The organism is Pseudomonas sp. 1176_21, from assembly GCF_052850635.1.
In genome coordinates, this window is sequence record NZ_VXCV01000002.1 from 140320 (window position 1) to 161941 (window position 21622).

Sequence of the window (21622 nt, forward strand, 5' to 3'; positions counted from 1 at the left end):
GGAGCCGGCCTTGCCGGCGAAGCAGTCACCCTGATCTAGAGCCTGAACCCACCCATCTGCCGCGCCAGGTCATCGGCCAGCCCGCGCAACGCCTGGCAATCCACCCGACACGCCTCCACCTGCGCCACCGTCTGGCGCGCCAGGTCGGAAATCCCCTGCACGTTGCGGTTGATCTCCTCGGTCACCGCCGACTGCTCCTCGGTGGCCGTGGCCACCTGCAGGTTCATGTCGGTGATGTGTTCCACCTGCCCGGTAATGGTGGTCAACGACGCTCCGGTCTGCTGGCTCGACGCCACGCCGGTGCCGGTCGCCGCCTGCCCCGCCTGCATCGACGCCACCGCGCTGCCCGCCCCCTGCTTGAGGCGCTGGATCATCTGCTGCACCTCGTCGGTGGACACCTGGGTTCGCTGGGCCAGGGTACGTACCTCGTCGGCCACCACAGCGAAGCCACGGCCCATCTCCCCGGCCCGCGCCGCCTCGATCGCCGCGTTCAACGCCAGCAGGTTGGTCTGCTCGGAAATGCTGCGGATCACCGCCAGCACCTCGTCGATGGACGCCACCTCCTGTGCCAGTTGGCCAACCGCACTGGCCGCCACGCCGATCTCGCCCGACATGCCTTCGATGTGCGCAATCGAGCGCTGCACCACCTCGCGCGCCTGCAACGCTTCGGTGCGCGCGGTCTGCGAGGCGTGCGCGGCCTGGCCGGCATTCTGCGCGATGTCCTGCACGGTGAGGCCCATCTGGTGCACGGCAGTGGCCACCATCTCGGTCATCTCCTGCTGGCGATGGGAGCGCCCGGCGGTGTCCTCCACCACCGCGCTCACCTGCCCCACGGCGCTGCGCAGGTGCTCGGTGGTGCGCAGCACCTCGCCGATCAGGTCGCGCTGGCTGTCCAGAAAACGGTTGAAACCCCGGGCCAGGTCGCCCAATTCATCGGCCCGCGACTCGTCCAGGCGCTGGGTCAGGTCGCCACCGCCCTGGGCAATCGCGGTCAGCGCACCGGTCACCCGGCGCAGCGGGCGCACGATGCCGCGCGCCAGCCATACCACCAGCAGCAGCGACAGCAACGCCACCGCCGCGCCGATCAGGCTGGTGAGCCACACGGCCTGGTTTACCTGAGCGTAGATCTGCGCCTCGGGCACCTCGGCCACCAGGGTCCAGTTCAGGTCGCGCAGCGGCAGGCTCAGGGCCAGGTAGGTCTCGCCATCGCGCTCGAAGCGGCTCTGCTGCAGGCCCTCGTGCGGGGTCAACGCACGCTGGGCGGCGCCTTCGCCGATCTGCTCGGCCAACTGGCGCTTGCCGCTGAACTCGGACTGCGGGTGCACCTGGATCAGTCCATCGCCGCGCACCAGGAACACCCGGCCGCGCTCGCCGAAACTGAAGTCGTGGATCAGTTGGGACAACTCGGTCATGCGCAGGCCCAGCCCGGCAATGCCCACCAGCTGGCCGGCTTTTTCCACCCGAAAGTCGATGAACAGTGCCAGGTCGCCACTGCTGATGTCCGTGTCGATATTGAGCAGGCGCGGCTTGCCGCTGTCGATGAACCCGAAGAACCACGAGTCCTTCGGGTTGTCGCGGCTCAAGGTGCGGTCCAGCCCGCCCTGGTTGTAGTAGTGATTGCTGCGCGTGGCGGCGAACAGCGCGGTGAACGCCTGGTTGTGCACACGCACCGACTCCAGATACTCGACGAACGCACCGGCCTGTTCGGGGGGCTCCCCCGCTGCCAGCCAGTCGCGCAACAGGGTGTTGTTGGCAATGTCGGCCGCCGCCGTCAGAGGCCGGCCCAACATGCGCTCGATATCGTTGCGCATGGCCTCGATGCTCGCCGGCAGCGCCGTCTCCACCAGGTAGCGCTCGGTCAGTCGATTGACCGCCACGGTGTAGATACCAACCACGATCAGAATGCTCGCCACCAGGGCCGCGCCCATGCTTGCGATCAATTGCCACTGGATACTGCGCCGCCAGAACTGCATGAATTTCCCCTGAGTTAAACCAGCCGTGTACCGCGAACACCAGGCCAATTGTATACAACAGAAAATACAATGCTAGCAGTCAGCCACACTCGGGCCGCTCACTGCCCCCAGGGGTCAGTGAGCCAGCACAGTAAAGAGGGAATGCACGCGAGGGGGAAATCAGCTGTTGCCGATTGTCCGGGCAATGACGTCGACCGTGGCGCTGACTTGCTCTTGATAACGGTCGAGGGCTTCCTGATGTGCCTGTTGCAGTTCGATCTGCTGCGAGCACAGGTTCAGGGCGGCCAGCACCAGCAACTTGTCGCCGATCAGCGACGGGTACTTGCGCTTGGTATCGGCCAGGGAGGCCTTGAGCATCTGCACCGCCTGCGCCAGGGTCTGCTCCTGACCTTCAGGGGCCTTGATCGAATAGTCATTGCCCATTATCGACACGACATTGATCGACTGCGCGGTGGTCTTCATGCGGTAACGGCGCCGCCACCGGCACGTTCAACCAGCGCCTGGATACGCGCGGCGGTTGCACCTTGCTTCTCTTCCTGCTCCATCAGGCTCAGTTGCAGGCTTTCGTTCTCGTCCTTGGCCTGGGCCAGTTCGTCGCTCAGCTGCGCGTTGCGCTCGGCCAGGTCGAGGTTCTTCTGCACCAGGTCGTTGACCAGTTGCTCCAGTTGACTCAGGGATGTTTCCAGCATGATTGCGTTCTCACGGTTTTTCAGGGGGCGCACACGATAAAGAAATCTCACCGCACTCGCCAGGGATATCGGGGCCAGAGCCTCGACCGGGTGCAGATTGACCCGTCGATCGGCAACCGGTTCCAGCGCTTGGTCGGATGCCGGGGTAAAAAAAATGACCGGTGGTTCATATTTAGTTACATGCCCCCTCAAGTCTGCCCTGCTTTGACCGATAGGCAATAAGAGTTGCCCCACGACGCATGGACCGCGCGCATTCCTATTCCCTGCCGGATAAAACCATGTCATTACGTAACATGAACATCGCCCCGCGCGCACTTCTGGGGTTTTCGCTGATCGGCGCCCTGATGCTTGCATTGGGCATCTTTGCCCTCAACCAGATGGGGCAGATACGCAAGGCCGGCGAAGCCATCGAACAGATCAGCGTGCCCAGCATCACCAACCTCGACCAGCTCACCCAACTCACCCTGCGCCTGCGCACGTTGTCCTACCGCCTGCTGCTCAACCGCGAAGCCGCCACCCTGCAGGACACCGTGCAACTGCTGGCCAAGCGCAATGCCCAGATCGACGAAGCGCGCCGGGCCTACGAGCCACTGATCGAAGGCGACGAGGAACGGGGCGCGTACAACCAGTACGTGCAGCTGCTCAACCAGTACCGCCAGCTCGAAAACCGCATGGTAAGCCTGTCGCAGGCCGGTGATGTGGAAGCACTGCGCAGCCTGATCAACCACGACCTGCTCGACAACTCCGAGCAGATCAGCGCAGTCACCGATCGCCTGGTCAAGATCAACACCGATCAGACCCGTGTGACCAACCAGACCGCCGCCACGCAATACGACACGGCCTTCACCCTGGTGATCGTGCTGCTGGTGGCCGCCACCGCACTGACCCTGCTGTGCGCGCTGCTGCTCACCCGCAGCATCGTCAAGCCGATCGACGAAGCGCTGCAGGCGGCCGAGCTGATCGCCGATGGCAACCTGACCAAACCGATCAACACCACCGGTACCGACGAAGCGGCGCGCCTGCTGCACGCCATGGGCAAGATGCAGCACAAGCTGCGCGACACCCTGCAGCAGATTGCCGGCTCCGCCACCCAGCTGGCCTCGGCGGCCGAAGAGCTGAATGCAGTCACCGACGAAAGCGCACGCGGCCTGCAGCAGCAGAACAACGAGATCCAGCAGGCCGCCACTGCCGTCACCGAGATGACCAGCGCGGTGGAAGAAGTGGCACGCAACGCGGTGAGCACATCCGAGGCGTCCAAGCAGGCCACCCGCTCGGCCGGCGACGGTCGCGACCTGGTCATGGAGACCGTCAGCGCCATCGAGCGCATGAGTGCCGACGTGCAAGGTACTGCCGAGCTGATCGGCAACCTGGCCGGCGAGTCGCGTGACATCGGCAAGGTGCTCGATGTGATCCGCGGCCTGGCCGACCAGACCAACCTGCTGGCCCTCAACGCCGCCATCGAGGCAGCGCGTGCCGGTGAAGCCGGGCGCGGCTTCGCCGTGGTCGCCGACGAAGTGCGCGCTCTGGCCCACCGGACCCAGCAGTCGACCAGCGAAATCGAGCGCATGATCGGCAGCATCCAGGGCGGTACCGAACAGGCGGTGAACTCGATGCGCCACAGCACCGAACGCGCCGAGTCGACCCTGAGCATCGCCCGCGGCGCCGGCCTGTCGCTGGAGACCATCACCACCGCGGTGGCCGAAATCAACGAACGCAACCTGGTGATCGCCAGCGCCGCCGAAGAGCAGGCCCAGGTGGCCCGCGAAGTGGACCGCAACCTGGTGAACATCAACGACCTGTCGGTGCAGTCGGCCACCGGGGCGCACCAGACCAGCGCCGCGAGTGCCGAACTGTCTCGCCTGGCGGTGGGCCTGAACGGCCTGGTCGCACGCTTCAGCGTGTAGGTCGCCACCGGGCCCCGGCGCAGTGCGCGCCGGGCGCCCGGTTTTTTTCGATCGGCCCCCGCTCGCCGTCGAAAACACTATCTCGTCAGACTTATCTAAAGTTGCTCACAAACTATTCCTAATATTAAGTAGGAATATTCACTGCACTTTAACTTCGGCATCAAAAACCTCACGCCGCACGATAACTTTTCGCAATAACCTCCCCGCATTGCAGACTGGCATAAATACCAGTTTACAAATCAGAATGGCTCTACATCGGACATTACAGGCACTTTAAGGCAAGTACCTGCGCGCTCGCTGAAAGTGTGTCGTTGTTCCGTTAGTTGCAGCTTCATCTAACCTCATCAGCATTGAAACTTTCGCCCGAATGCCTGGGAACGCCATGAACAATGCGGCACCTGCACCTGAAACGTCAGGCCTGAAGATAGAAACCCGTACCATCCACCCGGTGCCCCTCGACGAGCGTCATGGCAAGGCCTGGCACCTGGGCCCCTTCTGGTTCACCGGCAACTTCGTACTCACCACCATGGTCACCGGCTTCGTCGGGCCCGCCCTGGGTCTGGCCGCCTGGCAGGCGGTGCTGGCGATCCTGCTCGGGGTGGCCCTGGGCACCCTGTGCATGGCCCTGCATGCCAACCAGGGCCCGCGCCTTGGCCTGCCACAGATGATCCAGTCCCGTGCCCAGTTCGGCCTGCGAGGCGCCGTGCTGCCGTTCATGGCGGTGGTGTGCGTGTACATCGGCTTCAACGTGTTCAACGTGATCCTGGCCACCGATGCACTGACCACTGTGCTGCCGGGCAGCGATGCCTTCTGGTACGCACTGCTGATCGCGGTGGCCGTGGTGATCGCCGTGGTCGGACACGACCTGCTGCACACCGTGCAGCGCTGGCTCACCTACCTGCTGATCGGCGTGTTCGGCCTGCTCACCCTGGCAGCGCTGCTGTTGCTGGAGGCCGACACCGTTCAGCGCCAGCTGCAATTTTCCTGGTCGGGCTTTCTCATCCAGCTGTCGGCCGCCGCCGGCTACCAGATCAGCTACTCGGTGTATGTCTCGGACTACTCGCGCTACCTGCCGCCCAGCACCTCGGCGCGCAAGGTGGTGCTATGGACCTATCTGGGCGCCGCGGGCTCTGCGGTGTGGCTGATGTCGCTGGGCGCACTGGTAGCCTCGGCAGTGGTGGCGCCCGAAGCCATCAGCAGCCTGCAGCACCTGGGCAACCGCTTCCTGCCCGGCTTCGGCACCTTCGCGATCCTGATGGCGGTGCCGGCGCTGGTGGGCATCATGGCCGTCAACTGCTACGGCGCGCTGCTGACCGGCATCAGCGCGATCACCGCGTTTCGCCCGCTGGCGCCGGGGCTGGCCGGGCGTGCCCTGGGCCTGGGCGGCATCGGCGCGGTGGTGTACCTCACCGCCATCGCGTTGCCCGACAGCTACCTCGACAGCTTCAACCTGTTCCTGCAACTGATGCTGTATGTGCTGGTGCCCTGGAGCGCAATCAACCTCACCGACTACTACCTGTTGCGCAAAGGCAACTACGTGATCCCGGCCATGTTCGACCCGGCGGGCGAGTACGGCCAGTGGGCCTGGCCCGGCATCCTGGCCTACCTGGGGGGGCTGCTGGCGATGCTGCCCTTCGTGTCGCTGGCCGGCGTGCAAGGGCCGGTGGCGGTGGCGTTGTCCGGCGCCGACCTGGCCTTCGTCCCTGGCTTCATCGTTTCGGCCCTGCTGTACTGGCTCCTGATGCGCCACCTGCGCGGCACCCCGCCGCCCCCGGTCGCCGAGCCCAAGGCGCCGCAGCCATGACCCCATCCCCGCAAACCGTGCGTGTCGGGTGCTACCAGCTGGCGCCGACCATTGCCAATCCAAGCTACAACCTCGACCGTACCCGGGTGGCCATCGCCGAGGCCGCCGAGCGCGGCGCGCAACTGCTGGTACTGCCCGAGCTGGCGCAGAGCGGCTATGCGTTCTACGACCGCGAAGAGGCCCACGCGCTGTCCGAGCCCCGTGACGGGCCGACCCTCGAGGCCTGGGCCCGGCAGGCCGCCAAGTACCAGATCATCGTGGTGGGCGGCTTCTGCGAGCGCCTGCCTGACGGCCAGGTGGCCAACAGCTCGGTGCTGATCGAGCCCGACGGCCGACGCACCTTCTACCGCAAGGCCCACCTGTGGGACCGCGAAACGCAGATCTTCACCCCCGGCAGCGAGCCGCCGCCGGTGGTGGACACCCACCTGGGGCGCATCGGCATGATGATCTGCTACGACCTGGAGTTTCCCGAATGGGTGCGCCTGGCGGCGCTGCGCGGTGCCCAGCTGCTGTGCGCACCGGTGAACTGGCCGGACACCTCCCGGCCCGGCTTCCAGCGCCCGGCCGAGGTCATCCGGGTTCAGGCCAGCGCCTCGGTCAACCGGCTGTTCGTCATTGCCTGCGACCGCTGTGGCGAGGAGCGCGGGGTTGGCTGGGTGGGCGGTTCGACCCTCACCGATGCCGACGGCTATGTGCTCAAGGGCGGCAAGCGTGTCGGCAAGAAGCAGCTGCTGCTGGCCGACATCAGGCTGGGCCAGGCACTGGACAAGCAGATCAGCGACCACAACCACGTGCTGGCCGACCGGCGCCCTGCGCTGTACCACGAGCTGCTGCGCGACTAGAACTCGATGCGCACGTCACCGCGCGGCACGCTGCAGCACGACAGGATATAGCCTTCGGCCTCGTCGTCCTCGGTGATGCCGCCGTTGTGCTCCATGTCCACCTCGCCACCCAGCTTGAGCACCTTGCAGGTGCCGCAGATACCCATGCCACAGGCCTTGGGGATCATCAGCCCGAGCTTGGCGGCTGCCGCATGCACCGTCTCGCCCGGCGCCACGCGGATGCTCTTGCCGCTGGCGGTGAACTCCACCTGGTGCTGGTCGGCCACGTCCACCTCGGCGGCCTCGGCGGCCTGCTCGGCGTTCTCTACCGCATCGGCCTTGGCCTCGGGCGGCGTGGCGCCGAACGACTCCTCATGGTAGCGCTGCATGTCATAGCCGCTGGCTTCGAGCATGCGCTTGACCGCGTTCATGTAGGGCGTGGGCCCGCAGCAGAAGATCTCGCGTTCCAGGTAATCGGGCGCGATCAGCTCCATCAGCTTCTGGTTCAGGTAGCCGCGATAACCGGCCCATGCCTCGCCCAGGCCATGCTTCTCGCAGATGATGTGCAGGCTGAAGTTGTCGATCCGCGAGGCCATGTGCTCCAGCTCGCGGTGGTAGATGATGTCCTTGGGCGAACGCGCGCTGTGCACGAACACCATGTCGACATTGGCATTGGTGTCATAGAACCAGCGCGCCATGGACATCACCGGGGTGATGCCCACCCCGCCGCTCAGGTACAGCACCCTGGGGCTGGGGAAGTCCATCGCGTTGAACAACCCCACCGGCCCGTGCACGGCCAGCTCCTGGCCTTCATGCAGGGTGTCGTGCAGCCAGTTGGAAACCTTGCCGCCGGGTACGCGCTTGATGGTCACCGAAAAGCTGTAGGGCACCGAGGGCGAGCTGGAGATGGTGTACGAGCGCATGATCGGCTGACCGTCGATTTCCAGCTCCAGGGTCACGAACTGCCCCGGCTTGAAGAAGAACAGGATCGGCTGGTCGGCCATGAAGCAGAAGGTGCGCACATCCCAGGTTTCCTGAATGACCTTGACGCAGCGCACGGTATGCCGGCCGTTGGCCCAGGTCTGAGTGGTCACCGGGTTGAGGAAGTTGTTCGACATGCTCGTCTCCGCGGCCGATCGGGGCCTGTTATGGCGACGATGATGCGCAAGGTGCAGGCGGCGCACATTCCTGTTCGCGACATCGGCGTACTTATCGCGACCAGCCCCCGCCCACAAGGGCTCGCGCGTCGGGAACGGATCTGGCCATGTCGCCCATGGGCATGGTTGCCGGCGCGGGCGAACGCACACTCCATCGCACATCAACCTGCTGTCTGAGCCCTGCGTCGCCACACGAACGATTAGCCACTTTCGCGGCCCGCACGGGCCATGAGGACCTGAACGATGGACGTCACCGCAACCTTGAGCCTGGGCGACCCACTGGACGCTGCACGCAAGGCCACCGCCGACATGCTGCAGACCCGCGAGCGCACCTTCTCGCTGCCGCAACCCTTCTACACCGATGAGCGGCTGTTCCAGATCGACATGCAGGAGATTTTCCACAAGGAATGGCTGATTGCAGGCATGACCTGCGAGATCCCGGCCAAGGGCAACTACCTGACCCTGCAGATCGGCAAGAACCCGATCATCGTGATCCGCGGTGCCGAGGGCAAGGTGCATGCCTTCCACAACGTGTGCCGCCACCGTGGCTCGCGCCTGTGTACCAGCGACAAGGGCAAGGTGGCCAAGCTGGTGTGCCACTACCACCAGTGGACCTACGAGCTGGACGGGCGGCTGCTGTTCGCCGGCACCGAGATGGGCGACGACTTCGACATGCAGCAGTACGGTCTCAAGCCGGTGAACGTGAAGACCGCCGGTGGGTACATCTTCGTCAGCCTGGCCGACAACCCGCCGGCCATCGATGACTTCCTCGCCACCCTGGCCCATTACATGGAGCCCTACGACATGGAGAACACCAAGGTGGCGGTGCAGACCACCCTGATGGAAAAGGCCAACTGGAAGCTGGTGCTGGAGAACAATCGCGAGTGCTACCACTGCAACGCCTCGCACCCGGAGCTGCTCAAGACCCTGCTCGAATGGGACGACGTCACCGACCCGCGCGCCGACCAGGCGTTCAAGGATCACGTGGCGGCCAGCGCTGCGGCGTGGGACGCGGAGAAGATCCCCTATGCGCATGCCAGCTTCGGCCTGCGCAACCGTATCGTGCGCATGCCCCTGCTCAAGGGCACGCTGTCGATGACCCTGGACGGCAAGCTGGGCTGCCAGAAACTGATGGGGCGCATCCAGAACCCCGACCTGGGCTCGATGCGCATCCTGCACCTGCCGCATTCGTGGAACCACTGCATGGGTGATCACATCATCGTGTTCACGGTATGGCCGATCAGTGCCCAGGAGAGCATGGTCACCACCAAGTGGCTGGTGCACAAGGATGCGGTTGAGGGCGTGGACTACGACCCGGCACGCATGCGCCAGGTGTGGGACGCGACCAACGACCAGGACCGGCGCCTGGCCGAAGAGAACCAGCGCGGCATCAACTCGACGGCGTATCAGCCGGGGCCGTATTCGAAAACCTACGAGTTTGGCGTGGTGAATTTCGTGGACTGGTACAGCGAGCGGATGCTGAGCAACCTGGGCGCGGCGCCGGCGCCGTATCTCAAAGGTGTGGCGGCGCAGTAATACTGGGGCCGCTTTGCGGCCCATCGCGGGTCAAGCCCGCTCCCACAAGGGCCGCGTAGATCTTGTGGGAGCGGGCTTGACCCGAGAAGAGGCCGGTGCCAACTGTACAAATTTTGAACAACACCCGCAAACCCCAACCCCTACTGCCCCATACCTACTCCACCAACACTTTATCCACAGCCACACCCACAGCAATTGTGGGCAACCCTTGTGGAAAACTTCCGCCCAGCGCCCTTCAATCCACAGCGTGCAATTGATCAAAAAGTGATCAAACCTCTGTAAGCCTTTGAATACGTGCCCCCCAGCACTGCACGAACACCTTATCCACAAAGCCGCCAACAGACTTTGTGTGCAAGTAGCCCTCTTTGCAAAACCCATGTGGATAAACCGCCGAAACCCCCGATTTTCGCTGCCGCGTGAGTATTTCGCGGTGGATTGACGAGGTTTTGTGCGTTTTTTGATCAAATAGCTGAACACCTTTAACCACGTGGCCTGCAGCCATGTCCGAACAGATTATCCACAGAGCCGCCAACAAGGATTGTGAGCAAAACTGCCGTCTCGCTGGACGACGGGCATGAAAAAACCGCGAAAAATTCGCGGCGCGTATTGATCACTATTTGAACAATAGGCTGCAGGCCACGTATTACGTGGCCTGCAGCCATAGGCAAACACTTTATCCACAGAACCGCCAACAGACTTTGTGCACAACCCTTCAGCGCAGCACACCCTCCTCCACCAACAGCTTCAGGATCGCCTCGGCGCCTTCGCTCGGGGTCACGCCCTTGAGTACCTGTCCACCGCCGCCACTGGCCTTCGCCGTGGCGGCTTTCATGCGGTCGGCACCGCTCTTGGCCTTGATTACCTTGAGGCGTTTGGGCCGGGGTCTGGCCGGCTGCAATACAGCATCTGTGAATAACTCGTCCTCCACCACCGCCACCTCATGGGCCGCCAACAGCCCGCGTTGCGCCGGCCCATAGGCGCTCTGGCGCGGCACCGGCGCGGCGTTATCCACAGTGGCGAGCATCGGCAGGCGCACGCTCAGGCGACGCCGCTGCCCCCGTGGCAGGGCCTGCAGCACCTGGGCCACGCCATTGTGGATGGATTCCACCTGCGCCAGCCCCACCACCAGCGGCCAACCCAGGCGCTCGGCCAGCAGAAACGGCAGCATGCCCGAGCCTTCGCCGGTTTCGGCCTGGCTGCCGCTCAGCACCAACTGCGCCCCCGCCTCGCGCAGGTAGTCACCGAGCACGCCCAGCACATCGGCGCCTGCGGGCTGCTGCAACACGTCCAGCTGCGCCAGCCCCATGCCCAGGTACGCGCGCAGCGCAGGCTCGTGCGGGTCGCCGGCATGCAGCACCTGCAGGTTATCCCCAGCCAGTTGCAACCCCAGTTCCACAGCCCGCGCATCCTGTTCGGCGCGGCGCATGCGCCCCGAGGTGGGGTGGGCGCCGATCGAGACCAGGCTGATGACCTTGGTGTTCATGAATGCCCCCTCAGGCCGCATCGCGCCGGGCGCTGTTGCGATAGTTGTCCACAGCCTCGATCAGCGCCTGCAAAATCGCCGCGCTGTCGCCGATGACCGCCAGGTCGGCACGCTTGATCATGTCGCAGCCGGGGTCCAGGTTGATCGCCACCACCTTGTCGCAGGCACCGATGCCCTGCAGATGCTGGATCGCCCCGGAGATACCCACAGCCACATACACCCGCGCCGTGACCCAGGTACCGGTGGCCCCCACCTGGCGATTGCGCGGCATGAAGCCATCGTCCACCGCCACCCGCGAGGCCCCTTCGGTGGCCCCCAGCGCGGCGGTGGCCCTGTGGAAAAGTGCCCAGTCCTTGACCCCGTTGCCGCCCGACAGGATGAATTCGGCCTCGGCCATGGCGATGGTGGCCGGGTCCACCGGCACCGGTCCGAGGTCTTCGATACGCGCCAGGCTGCGCGCCGCGCCTGTGGACAACTCCACCGGCAGGGCTTCATGGCGGGTTTCGCTGACCGGCTCGGCACATTCGGCCGCCGCCAGGATCAGGCGCGCCAGCCCGCGTACCAGGTCCTGCTGGCCAGCCCCGGCGCGCCCGCTGCACAGTCCGTCCTTGACCTGCCACACCCGCGTGGCCGGGCGCTCGCCCAGCGCCGCGGCAAGGCGCCGGCCCAGCTCGCCGCCACCGCTGCGGCTGTCGGGCAGCAGCCAGTGGCGCGGGTTGAACTGGTTATCCACAGCCCGCAGGCCTTGCACCCGCTGCTCCGGTGCATAACCTGCGAACGCGTCACCGTCGATCTGCAGCAGGCGGTCGACGCCGAACGTGCCGAAGGCGGTTTCCTTGTGCTCGCCAAACACCACTGCCAGCACCGCGCCGTCGCTGCCGGCCAGGCCGTGGGCCAGCCCGAGCACATCCCGGTCGTGGCTGCTCAGGCGCCCGCCGACCATGTCCGGCACCACCACGATGTAGAACGCCGGCAACGGCACCTGATGCAGCGGCACCAGCACCTCGGCGGCGGCGCTGCGCTTGCTCGTAGCGCCTTGGCTGGCGCCGCTGCGATCGATGCGCTTGATCCCATTGGGGCCGATGAAGCCCACCGCATGCGGGTTCTTGCGCAGCACGCCATTGGGCCCCATCCACTGCGTCTGTTGGGCCTGCATGGCTGCGTGCAGCGGGTGCAGACGGTTGCGTGCAATCCACTCGGCACGCGGGTCACGCCGGATGATGTCGCTCATGGGTCCACCTGCGCAGGTTCTGGTTGGCTTGCTACCGGCGTGCTGGCAACCGTCGCTTCACGCAGCGCGTCGGCCACCAGCTCGGCCAGGTCCTTGATCTGCGGGCGTGGTTCGACCACGCCTTCGAGCATCGCGGTGCACTGCGGGCAGCCCACGGCCACCACCTCGGAGGCGGTCTCGCGGATGTCCTGCATGCGCATGTCGGGAATGCGCTGCTTGCCCGGAATGTCGGTGATCGGCGCACCGCCACCGCCGCCGCAGCAACGCGAGCGAAAGCCGGAGCGCGCCATCTCGCGCACCTCGATGCCCAGCGCGCGCAGCACCTGGCGCGGCGCCTCGTACTCGCCGTTGTAGCGGCCCAGGTAGCACGGGTCGTGATAGGTCACGCTGGCGCCCTTGTGCGGCGCCAGGTCGAGGCGGCCGGCGGCGATCAACTCGGCGATGAAGCTGCTGTGATGCTGCACCTGGTAGTGCCCGCCCAGCGCGCCGTATTCGTTCTTCAGTACATGGAAGCTGTGCGGGTCGCAGGTGACGATGCGCGTGAAGCGGTACTGCGCCAGGGTCCGGATGTTGCGCCGGGCCAGTTGCTGGAAGGTGGCCTCGTCGCCCAGCCGGCGGGCCACGTCGCCGCTGTCGCGTTCCTCCAGACCGAGCACGGCAAAGCCCACATTGGCCGCCCTGAGCACCTTGACGAAGGCGCGCAGGGTGCGCTGGTTGCGCATGTCGAAGGCGCCGTCACCCACCCACAACAGCACGTCGGTGCCGTGCACCTCGCCCAGCACCTCGAGGTCGAGGTCGGCGGCCCAGTTCATGCGCCCGCCCGGGGCGAAGCCGCCGGGGTTGTCGGTGGCGATCAGGTTGTCCAGCACCTCGGCGCCCTTGTTCGGCGTGGCGCCTTTTTCCAGGGTCAGGTGGCGACGCATGTCGACGATCGCATCCACGTGCTCGATCATCATCGGGCACTCTTCCACGCACGCCCGACAGGTGGTGCACGACCACAGCGTGTCGGCATCCACCAGGCCGTCGACGATCGGCTGGTGCGGGTTGCCGCCGTGTTCGCCGAGCGGTTTGCCGGGGTACGGGCTGCCGGCAAACTTCGCATCGGTGCCACCCGCCAGGCCCACCACCATGTCCTGGATGAGTTTTTTCGGGTTCAGTGGCTGGCCGGCGGCGAACGCCGGGCACGCGGCCTCGCATTTGCCGCATTGCACGCAGGCGTCGAAGCCAAGCAACTGGTTCCAGGTGAAGTCCCTGGGTTTTTCCACACCCAGCGGTGCGCTCGGGTCTTGCAGATCCAGCGGCTTGAGCCCGGTGGAGCGTCCGCCGCCGAAGCGTTCGGCGCGCCGGTGCCAGGCCAGGTGCAGGGCACCGGCGAAGGCGTGCTTCATCGGCCCGCCCCAGGTCATGCCGAAGAACAGCTCGCTCACACCCCACAGCACGCCCAGCCCGAGCAAGGCCACCAGCACCCAGCCACCGGTACCTTCGGGCAGGATGCCGGCTACCGGCAGAGTGGCGATGAAGAAGCTGGCGGAAAACACCAGCAGGCTTTTCGGCAGGCGCATCCAGGGGCCTCTGGACAGGCGCGCGGGCGGGTTCAGCCGGCGCCTGTAGACGAACAGCGCACCGCCGAACATCAAGGCGGTGGCCACCAGCAGGGCGTAGCCGAGGAGGCGGTTGTGCAGGCCGAAACCGTGCACCAGGATCGCCAGTACGGCGGCCAGCACGAAGCCGCCGGCGGTGGCGACGTGGGTGTTGGCCATGTACCTGTCGCGGGCAACCACGTGGTGCAGGTCGACCATGTACCGGCGTGGCATGGCCAGCAGGCCCTTGAGCAGCTCGACCCGCGATGGCCGGCCTTGGCGCCACATCCGCACGCGCCGCAGCGCGCCGAGCACGGCCAGGCCGAGGGCGGCAAACAGCAGCAGGGGTAGCAGGGTGTTCAACATGGGAAGCTCCCACACTCGATATGATCGGTTGCACACACTGTGGGAGCGGGCTTGACCCGCGATGGCGGCACGCCTGACACACCGCAGTGCTTGCATCGCGGGTCAAGCCCGCTCCCACAAAAAGCCCGAGCGACCGGGACAATCGGTTCACAGAGCGATCAGAAATCCTTGCACAGGCGCAAGGCGTCGTAGATCGCCGCATGGGTGTTGCGCTGCGCCACGCAATCGCCGATCCGGTACAGCAGGTACCCCTCCCCCGGCTGGCTCAATATCGGCTGCGGCTCAATCGCGAACAGCGCCTCCACATCGATCTGGCCCTTGTTGCGCGAGCCCTCCTTGAGTGCGTAGTACAGGGTCTCGTCGGGGCGCACACCGTTCTCGATCACCACCTGGTCGACCACCCGCTCCTCCCGTGCCCCGGTGTATTCGTTCTCCAGCACTGCCACCAACTTGTCGCCCTCGCGGTAGACCTTCTCCAGCATCAGGTCGCCGGTCATGATCACTTCCTTGGGGTACATGCTGCGGTAGTAGGTGGGGAACGAGGTGCCGCCAATCGCCACCCCCGGCTTGATGTCGTCGGTGACGATCTCCACCTGGCTGCCCTTGTCGGCCAGAAAATCCGCCACCGACATGCCGGTGAATTCGCAGATGGTGTCGTACACCAGCGCGGTCTTGCCCGGCGCCACCGTGCCGTCGAGCACGTCCCAGCTGCTGACCACCAGGCCCTCGGCCGCGCCCCAGTGCTCGTTCTGCTCGATGAACGGGTGCCCGCCCACCGCCAGCACCACCACGTCGGGGCGCAGGTCCATGAGGGTGTCGACGTCCGCCGCCGTACCCAGGCGCAGGTCGACCTTCAGCCGCGCCAGCTCCAGCTGGTACCAGCGCGTGATGCCGGCGATCTGGTCGCGTTGCGGAGCCTTGGCGGCGATGCTGATCTGCCCGCCGATCGCCTCCTTCTTCTCGAACAGGGTCACGTCATGCCCGCGCTCGGCCGCCACCCGCGCCGCCTCCATGCCGGCCGGGCCGGCACCGACCACCACCACCTTGCGTCTGGGGCCGGTGGATTTCTCGATGATGTGCGGCACGCCCATGTATTCCCGCGAAGTGGCGGCGTTCTGGATGCACAGCACGTCCAGGCCCTGGTACTGGCGGTCGATGCAGTAGTTGGCGCCCACGCACTGCTTGATCTGGTCGATCTGGCCCATCTTGATCTTGGCGATCAGGTGCGGGTCGGCGATGTGCGCGCGGGTCATGCCGACCATGTCCACGTAGCCGCCCTCCAGAATGCGCGTGGCCTGGTTGGGGTCCTTGATGTTCTGCGCGTGCATAACCGGCACGCTCACCACCTCCTTGATGCCCGCCGCCAAGTGCAGGAACGGCTCGGGCGGGAAGCTCATGTTGGGGATCACGTTGGCCAGGGTGTTGTGGGTGTCGCAGCCCGAGCCGATCACGCCGAAGAAGTCCAGCATGCCGGTGGCGTCGTAGTACCTGGCGATTTCCTTCATGTCCTCGTGGCTGAGGCCATCGGGGTGGAACTCGTCGCCGCAGATGCGCATGCCCACGCAGAAGTCGGGGCCGACTTCCTCGCGCACCGCCTTGAGCACTTCCAGGCCGAAGCGCATGCGGTTCTCGAAGCTGCCGCCCCATTCATCGGTGCGCTTGTTGACCCGCGGGCTCCAGAACTGGTCGATCATGTGCTGGTGCACTGCCGACAGTTCCACCCCGTCCAGCCCGCCTTCCTTGGCGCGGCGCGCGGCCTGCGCGTAGTTGCCGATCACGCGCCAGATCTCCTCCGGCTCGATGGTCTTGCAGGTGGCGCGGTGCACCGGTTCGCGGATGCCCGAGGGCGACATCAGGGTCGGCCAGTGATAGCCGTCCCAGCGCGAGCGCCGGCCCATGTGGGTAATCTGGATCATGATCTTGGCGCCGTGCTTGTGCATGGCGTCGGCCAGGTTCTGGAAGTGCGGGATGATGCGGTCGGTGGCCAGGTTGACCGAGGCCCACCACTGCTGCGGGCTGTCGATGGCCACTACCGACGAACCACCGCAGATGGCCAGGCCGATACCGCCTTTGGCCTTCTCTTCGTAGTACTTCACGTAGCGCTCGGTGGTCATGCCGCCGTCGGTGGCGTACACCTCGGCGTGTGCGGTGCTCAGTACCCGGTTGCGGATGGTCAGCTTGCCGATCTGCAGCGGCTGGAACATTGCTTCGAAAGCCATGGCGGGTTCCTCGACTTACAGGGGCTTGACGATGAACAGGCCGTCGTCGTGGCCGTGTTCCGAACCGCCGTAGACCTGCTCGGCGACCGTGCGAAGGGGGCTGCCGCGGGCCGCCAGGATCTGGTCCATGGCGCCGGCGAACCAGCCGGTGAACATGTAGTCGACCTTGCGCCCGACCTTGCCGTACACATAGACGAAGGCCGAGTGTTCGAGCCTGACGCTGGCGGTACCCCTGTCGAGGTCGATGTCCTGGATCGTGAACAGCCCCCAGCCGCGTTGCGACAGGCGCTTCATGTAGTGCTCGAACACCGCCACGCCCTGCAGGCCGTGGCATTCGGCCTCCTTCTCGCACCAGTGCCAGGCCGACTTGTAGCCGGCCTTGTACAGAATCTCGGCGTAGGCGTCGGCGCCCAACACCTCTTCAATGCCCATGTGGTTGTTGACGAAGAAATGCCGCGGCACGTACAGCATCGGCAGCGCGTCGCTGGTCCACACACCGGTTTCGCTGTCGACTTCGATGGGCAATTGCGGGGCGATCTTGGCCATGGAAACTGAACTCCATAAAAGAAAAAGGATGCGGCTGGGTGAGGCGTGGGGTTACTCGCCCCAGACGTCTTTCAGGACATTGACCCAGTTCTCGCCCATGATCTTGCGCACTACCCGCTCGGGGTGGCCGCGCTTGAGCAGGGTTTCGGTGAGGTTGGGAAATTCGCCCACGGTGCGGATGCCCAACGGGTTGATGATCTTGCCGAAGCTGGTGAGGCGGCGCGCATAGCCCTTGTCGTGGGTCAGGTACTCGAAGAAGTCCTGGCCGTGGCCTTGGGTGAAGTCGGTGCCGATGCCGATGGCGTCTTCACCCACCAGGTTCATGGTGTATTCGATGGCCTCGGCGTAGTCGTCGATGGTCGCGTCGATACCCTTGGCCAGAAACGGCGCGAACATGGTCACGCCGACAAAGCCGCCATGGTCGGCGATGAACTTCAATTCGGCATCGGACTTGTTGCGCGGGTGCTCCTTGAGCCCGGAGGGCAGGCAGTGGGAATAGCACACCGGCTTTTTCGATTCGAGGATGACTTCCTCGCTGGTTCGGGAGCCGACGTGGGACAGGTCGCACATGACCCCCACACGGTTCATCTCGGCGACGATTTCGCGACCGAAGCCGGACAACCCGCCGTCGCGCTCATAGCAGCCGGTACCCACCAGGTTCTGGGTGTTGTAGCACATCTGCACGATGCCCACGCCCAGCTGCTTGAAGATCTCCACGTAGCCGAGCTGGTCCTCGAAGGCATGGGCGTTCTGGAAGCCGAAGAGGATGCCGGTCTTGCCCTGCTCCTTGGCCTTGCGGATGTCGGCGGTAGTGCGTACCGGCAGTACCAGGTCGCTGTTTTCGCGAATCAGCTTCTGGCTGGCGACGATGCTGTTGATGGTGGCCTGAAAGCCCTCCCACACCGAGACAGTGCAGTTGGCGGCAGTGAGGCCGCCCTTGCGCATGTCCTCGAACAGCTCGCGGTTCCACTTGGCGATGATCAGCCCGTCGATAACGATGCTGTCTGCGTGCAATTCGGCCGGGCTCATCAGGCTGTCCCCTTGTATGACGTTGCGGCGCCGAATCGTCTGCCGGCGCTTTGGGGCCAGCATATGCCTAGGCGCCAGGTCGCCAGGATGCAAAAACGACAGGGGAATTGCCGAAAACGTCAAGGTGCGACAAAGGCCGGCATGGCCATTGGCCGTTGGCCGCTTTCGCGACGCGCAAGAATCGGCTCAAATAGCGGTTTGCCCGACGCCCGCCCGGCGTCGTGTTCAGACAAGGAATGCCAGACCATGCTGACGTCGATCGAACAGGACGGCCACGTCCTTCACCTGCGCACGCGGGAAAGCTTCAACCTGTTCGACATTGATTCGGTGTCGCTGATCATCGGGCCCAACGGGTCGGGCAAGAGCCGCTTTCTGCAGCGCACGGTAGAGCAGTTCGCCAGCCGCAGGCTGCCGGATTTCGGCAGTGACTGCCAACTGGTGTTCAACTATGTCGATCAGCGCAAGCCTCAGGACTGGGGCGTTGTGTATTACACGCCGGTGCAGAACCGGATCGCCTTTCGCGCGCAGAAGCACTTTGTCGATGCATCACAGCGTCGGGAGCAGGATCTGCTTCAACTGTATGAACACCGCGAAATCATCGAGAGCTTCGGGCTGAAGATAAACCTGCTGGTCAAATTGCGTGCAGATGAAAAAAAGGTCGGTGATTTTCTGGCCTTGGCACTGGTGGAGGATGAAAAGGGCCGCTATGCCAGCAAGCGCCACCAGCCGCAGCTGCGATCGATACGCGATCTGAAGGCGCGCCTGGAGCGGTTTTCCGACTTCAACGGCGATCAGCGCGAGCTGACGTACCTGCAGAATCAGTACAAGCGTGAACTTAGCCTTCTGAGTGGCTATGTGCTGGACGACCTGCGCACGAGGGAGCCCGCGGCATCAAACGTCCTGACGGCACTCTGCGCCACGTTCCACCACATGCAGAAACAGAACTACGACATTCTGAGCTACATCGCGCTGATCGACGAACACTTGCCCTCAAGCTACTTCCAGCACATTGACCCTGGCACCTTGCAACAAAAGAAACACGTGGGAAGCCGCCGCCTGTTCAGGTACATCCTCGAACGCCTGGACAACTTCGCATTCGAAAAAGGGCCACGTGGCGTGTACCAGTACGCCTTGACCAATGAGCAGGAGCGCCTGCATTTTGCCTCGGATCGGGAAGGGCCGTTCGAAATGGTCCTGCCTGGCATGAGCTCCGGCCAATGGGCGATCTTCAACCAGATCATTTCCCTGTACGAAGCGATCAAGCGCCTGGCCGCGCCGCCAGCCGGCAACCGCGCCTCCCCGCGCGAGCCGATCACCAAACTGCTGGTGCTGATCGATGAAGGCGACGCCTTTTTGCACCTGGCGTGGCAACGCAAATACATCTGGCAAATGAACAAATTTCTCAGCGAGTGCAAGCACACCTTCGGACTGACCCTCCTGCAATTGATCATCGCCTCCCATTCCCCGCTGCTGGCTTCCGATGTGCCCGGCGAATTTGTGTGCCAGTTGAACCTGGAGGACCACGCGCAAAACAAAGGCCGGGCCGCGAGCAACGATGACTTCATCGAGCCCGATACCACCTCGCCCTCCTTTGCCGCACCGCTGCACGCCATCCTCAACCGCTCCTTCGGCGCTGTCACTATCGGCGAATTCGCCGTGCGCCGGATCAATGCCGCGATTGCCGCGCTGAAAGCCGGCACATATGGCCCTCAGGAGAAGTACCTGATATCGGTGGTGGACGACCCGATCATCCAGCGCGAACTGCAGCGCCTGGTGCCGCACACAGAGCACCAAAGCCAATGATCATTTCCATGCCCGACAACTGGCGTGCGGCAAGGCCGCGGCATACGCAGTACCTGCAGGAACGGATTACGGCGTTCGTCAACAACGATCGTCCCAAGGCAAAGAACTGGTACAGCCGCACCTTTGTGGCTGATGTCGAAAAGGCCATCCTCTCGGACAGCCGCGCGCAAATGGAATGGTCCATTCATGAGTTGCTGGACTGTCGGCAGTTCATGACGGATGAGGTCTACGCCGATCTGCTCAGCGACCTCAAGCGCGTGTTCAATTACGACACGTTCAGTGCCAAACCCCGAAAGCCCATGCCTGACCACTGGGACGCCTACGCCTTGTGTGCCAGCTCGCAACTCGCCACCTGCCCGTACTGCAACTACAACTATGCGCACACCCTGTTCAGGGACGGCCAGGGGGCGATGCGTCCAACGCTCGACCACTTTTATCCCAAGGCGCTTTACCCGCACCTGGGCCTGACCCTCGCCAATCTCATCCCCAGTTGCTACGCGTGCAACTCGTCGCTCAAAGGCGAAGCGGACTTCTTCCTCCACAAGCACTTGCACCCTTATTTCGACCAGGAGTCCGTCAACTTCGAGTGCTACCACCCGGAACACGACTTTGTTTCGGTGCTCATGGCGTTTGATGCCATCCAGGGCTCGCTGTGCGTAGAACTGCAGCCCCGTGCCGATTGTGACCTGACCCGCAACAGCGTCTCGCTGTTTGCCCTGCGCCAGCGTTATGCCCGGTTCAGCAAGGAAGGCATCAATTTCATCGCCGCCCAATTCGCTATCGAGGCCCTGTTGAGCAACCTGAACACGGCCAGCCGCTGGGACCCGGGCGAATACCTGGACCTGGAGCAGGTAACGCTGCGTACCCGCCTGTTGCGTTTCGAGCGCTCGGAGTACAGGGAGTACCCCTTGGGCAAGATGTACGCCGATCTTTTCGACCAGTTTCATCGAGGCTGGGAGGACCTGAATGAAACCGCTTAGCGTCGGGCGACGGGTCTCTGTCATTTAGCCTGGCACTGAGCGAGAATCGACCCCCACCTTCCACACACCGGTTGCGAGGATGTCGCTGATGAAATCGATGGTATGGCTGCTGCTGGCGCCGTTGGCCTTTGCCGTGCACGCCGAGGAAAGTGACGCTCCCACCCCGTGCGACAACGTCGAGACGGCCCAGCAGAACTACGCCTGCGCCGCCTACAGCCGTACGGTCGCCGAACGCGAGCTGAACGCCGCCTTCGGCGACCTGCTCGAACGCATCAAGGAACAGTATGCCGGCCAGGGTGCGAAGATCACCGAACTGAGCAACCGCCTGAACGCCGCCCAGAACCTGTGGAAGCAAGTACGCGACGCCGACTGCAAGGTCGAGACCTTCGACAGCACACCGGGCAAGGAGTACGACGCCGCACTGAACACCTGCCTGGCGCAACGCAGCGACGACCGCTCCGAATACCTGCAGTCCCTTGGCCTGCAAAACTCCGATTGAGG

The 21622-nt window shown here is 64.4% G+C and carries 17 protein-coding genes and 2 pseudogenes; 8 read left to right on the forward strand and 11 right to left on the reverse strand.

The genetic code is table 11. From position 1 onward, the window contains the following. Positions 1-35: 35 nt before the first annotated feature. From FW760_RS05650 to FW760_RS05665, 4 genes and pseudogenes are all read right to left on the reverse strand, one after another. Entirely contained in the window at positions 36-773 is a 738-nt protein-coding gene (locus FW760_RS05650; protein ID WP_370409087.1) for a methyl-accepting chemotaxis protein, read from the reverse strand. Positions 774-896: 123 nt separating this feature from the next. Next, a pseudogene (locus tag FW760_RS05655) lies at positions 897-1973 on the reverse strand (HAMP domain-containing protein); the annotation flags it as partial. A gap of 159 nt (positions 1974-2132) precedes the next feature. Next, positions 2133-2435: a cell division protein ZapA gene (locus FW760_RS05660; RefSeq protein ID WP_043863631.1), complete on the reverse strand. Its 303-nt coding sequence runs from the start codon at positions 2433-2435 to the stop codon at positions 2133-2135. Next, positions 2432-2662: a hypothetical protein gene (locus tag FW760_RS05665; RefSeq protein WP_043863630.1), complete on the reverse strand. Its 231-nt coding sequence runs from the start codon at positions 2660-2662 to the stop codon at positions 2432-2434. The genes FW760_RS05660 and FW760_RS05665 overlap by 4 nt, the downstream gene beginning before the upstream one ends. Before the next feature lie 293 nt (positions 2663-2955). Here FW760_RS05665 and FW760_RS05670 point away from each other — a divergent pair. From FW760_RS05670 to FW760_RS05685, 4 genes and pseudogenes are all read left to right on the forward strand, one after another. Then, a pseudogene (locus tag FW760_RS05670) lies at positions 2956-3711 on the forward strand (MCP four helix bundle domain-containing protein); the annotation flags it as partial. Beyond that, positions 3703-4566: a methyl-accepting chemotaxis protein gene (locus FW760_RS05675; RefSeq protein ID WP_408980709.1), complete on the forward strand. Its 864-nt coding sequence runs from the start codon at positions 3703-3705 to the stop codon at positions 4564-4566. The pseudogene FW760_RS05670 and the gene FW760_RS05675, both read left to right, overlap by 9 nt. Positions 4567-4948: 382 nt before the next feature. Continuing rightward, a complete protein-coding gene (locus FW760_RS05680) occupies positions 4949-6370 on the forward strand; it encodes a purine-cytosine permease family protein (RefSeq protein ID WP_286900959.1) in 1422 nt (473 codons plus the stop codon). After that, on the forward strand, positions 6367-7212 hold the full coding sequence (locus FW760_RS05685) for a nitrilase-related carbon-nitrogen hydrolase (protein ID WP_078480831.1): 846 nt from the start codon (positions 6367-6369) through the stop codon (positions 7210-7212). The genes FW760_RS05680 and FW760_RS05685 overlap by 4 nt, the downstream gene beginning before the upstream one ends. On the opposite strand, the gene gbcB is transcribed toward FW760_RS05685, so the two are convergent. Then, on the reverse strand, positions 7209-8309 hold the full coding sequence (gbcB, locus tag FW760_RS05690) for a glycine-betaine demethylase subunit GbcB (protein ID WP_043863626.1): 1101 nt from the start codon (positions 8307-8309) through the stop codon (positions 7209-7211). The two genes, FW760_RS05685 and gbcB, sit on opposite strands and share 4 nt — an antisense overlap. Positions 8310-8591: 282 nt before the next feature. Here gbcB and gbcA point away from each other — a divergent pair, with 282 nt between their 5' ends. Further along, the gene (gbcA, locus tag FW760_RS05695; protein WP_043863625.1) at positions 8592-9884 is read left to right on the forward strand and encodes a glycine-betaine demethylase subunit GbcA; all 1293 of its coding nucleotides are present in this window, start codon (positions 8592-8594) and stop codon (positions 9882-9884) included. 712 nt (positions 9885-10596) lie between these two features. Here gbcA and etfB read toward each other — a convergent pair. From etfB to FW760_RS05725, 6 genes are all read right to left on the reverse strand, one after another. Beyond that, the gene (gene etfB / locus FW760_RS05700; protein WP_043860354.1) at positions 10597-11367 is read right to left on the reverse strand and encodes an electron transfer flavoprotein subunit beta; all 771 of its coding nucleotides are present in this window, start codon (positions 11365-11367) and stop codon (positions 10597-10599) included. A gap of 10 nt (positions 11368-11377) precedes the next feature. Continuing rightward, positions 11378-12598 carry an electron transfer flavoprotein subunit alpha gene (gene etfA / locus FW760_RS05705; protein ID WP_043860355.1) on the reverse strand — a complete coding sequence of 407 codons (1221 nt, stop codon included), beginning with the start codon at positions 12596-12598 and terminating at the stop codon, positions 11378-11380. Next, positions 12595-14544 (reverse strand): dimethylglycine demethylation protein DgcB, encoded by a 1950-nt coding sequence (gene dgcB / locus FW760_RS05710; RefSeq protein WP_446443690.1) that lies wholly within the window; start codon positions 14542-14544, stop codon positions 12595-12597. Before dgcB ends, etfA begins: the two co-directional genes overlap by 4 nt. Positions 14545-14702: 158 nt before the next feature. After that, positions 14703-16763, reverse strand: coding sequence for a dimethylglycine demethylation protein DgcA (gene dgcA / locus FW760_RS05715; RefSeq protein WP_043860357.1), 2061 nt, complete (start codon positions 16761-16763; stop codon positions 14703-14705). A 15-nt stretch (positions 16764-16778) separates the two neighbouring features. Continuing rightward, positions 16779-17309, reverse strand: coding sequence for a 4-vinyl reductase (locus FW760_RS05720; RefSeq protein WP_054916693.1), 531 nt, complete (start codon positions 17307-17309; stop codon positions 16779-16781). Positions 17310-17360: 51 nt separating this feature from the next. Continuing rightward, positions 17361-18338, reverse strand: coding sequence for a dipeptidase (locus FW760_RS05725; RefSeq protein WP_043860376.1), 978 nt, complete (start codon positions 18336-18338; stop codon positions 17361-17363). A gap of 246 nt (positions 18339-18584) precedes the next feature. Here FW760_RS05725 and FW760_RS05730 point away from each other — a divergent pair, with 246 nt between their 5' ends. The 3 genes from FW760_RS05730 (at position 18585) to FW760_RS05740 (ending at position 21620) form a co-directional block, all read left to right on the forward strand. After that, complete coding sequence (locus FW760_RS05730) at positions 18585-20141, forward strand: AAA family ATPase (protein WP_054916694.1); 1557 nt, start codon at positions 18585-18587, stop codon at positions 20139-20141. Positions 20142-20149: 8 nt separating this feature from the next. Then, complete coding sequence (locus FW760_RS05735) at positions 20150-21121, forward strand: hypothetical protein (protein WP_116052369.1); 972 nt, start codon at positions 20150-20152, stop codon at positions 21119-21121. 88 nt (positions 21122-21209) lie between these two features. Next, positions 21210-21620, forward strand: a complete 411-nt coding sequence (locus FW760_RS05740; RefSeq protein WP_054916696.1) for a lysozyme inhibitor LprI family protein — start codon at positions 21210-21212, stop codon at positions 21618-21620. Positions 21621-21622: the final 2 nt, after the last annotated feature.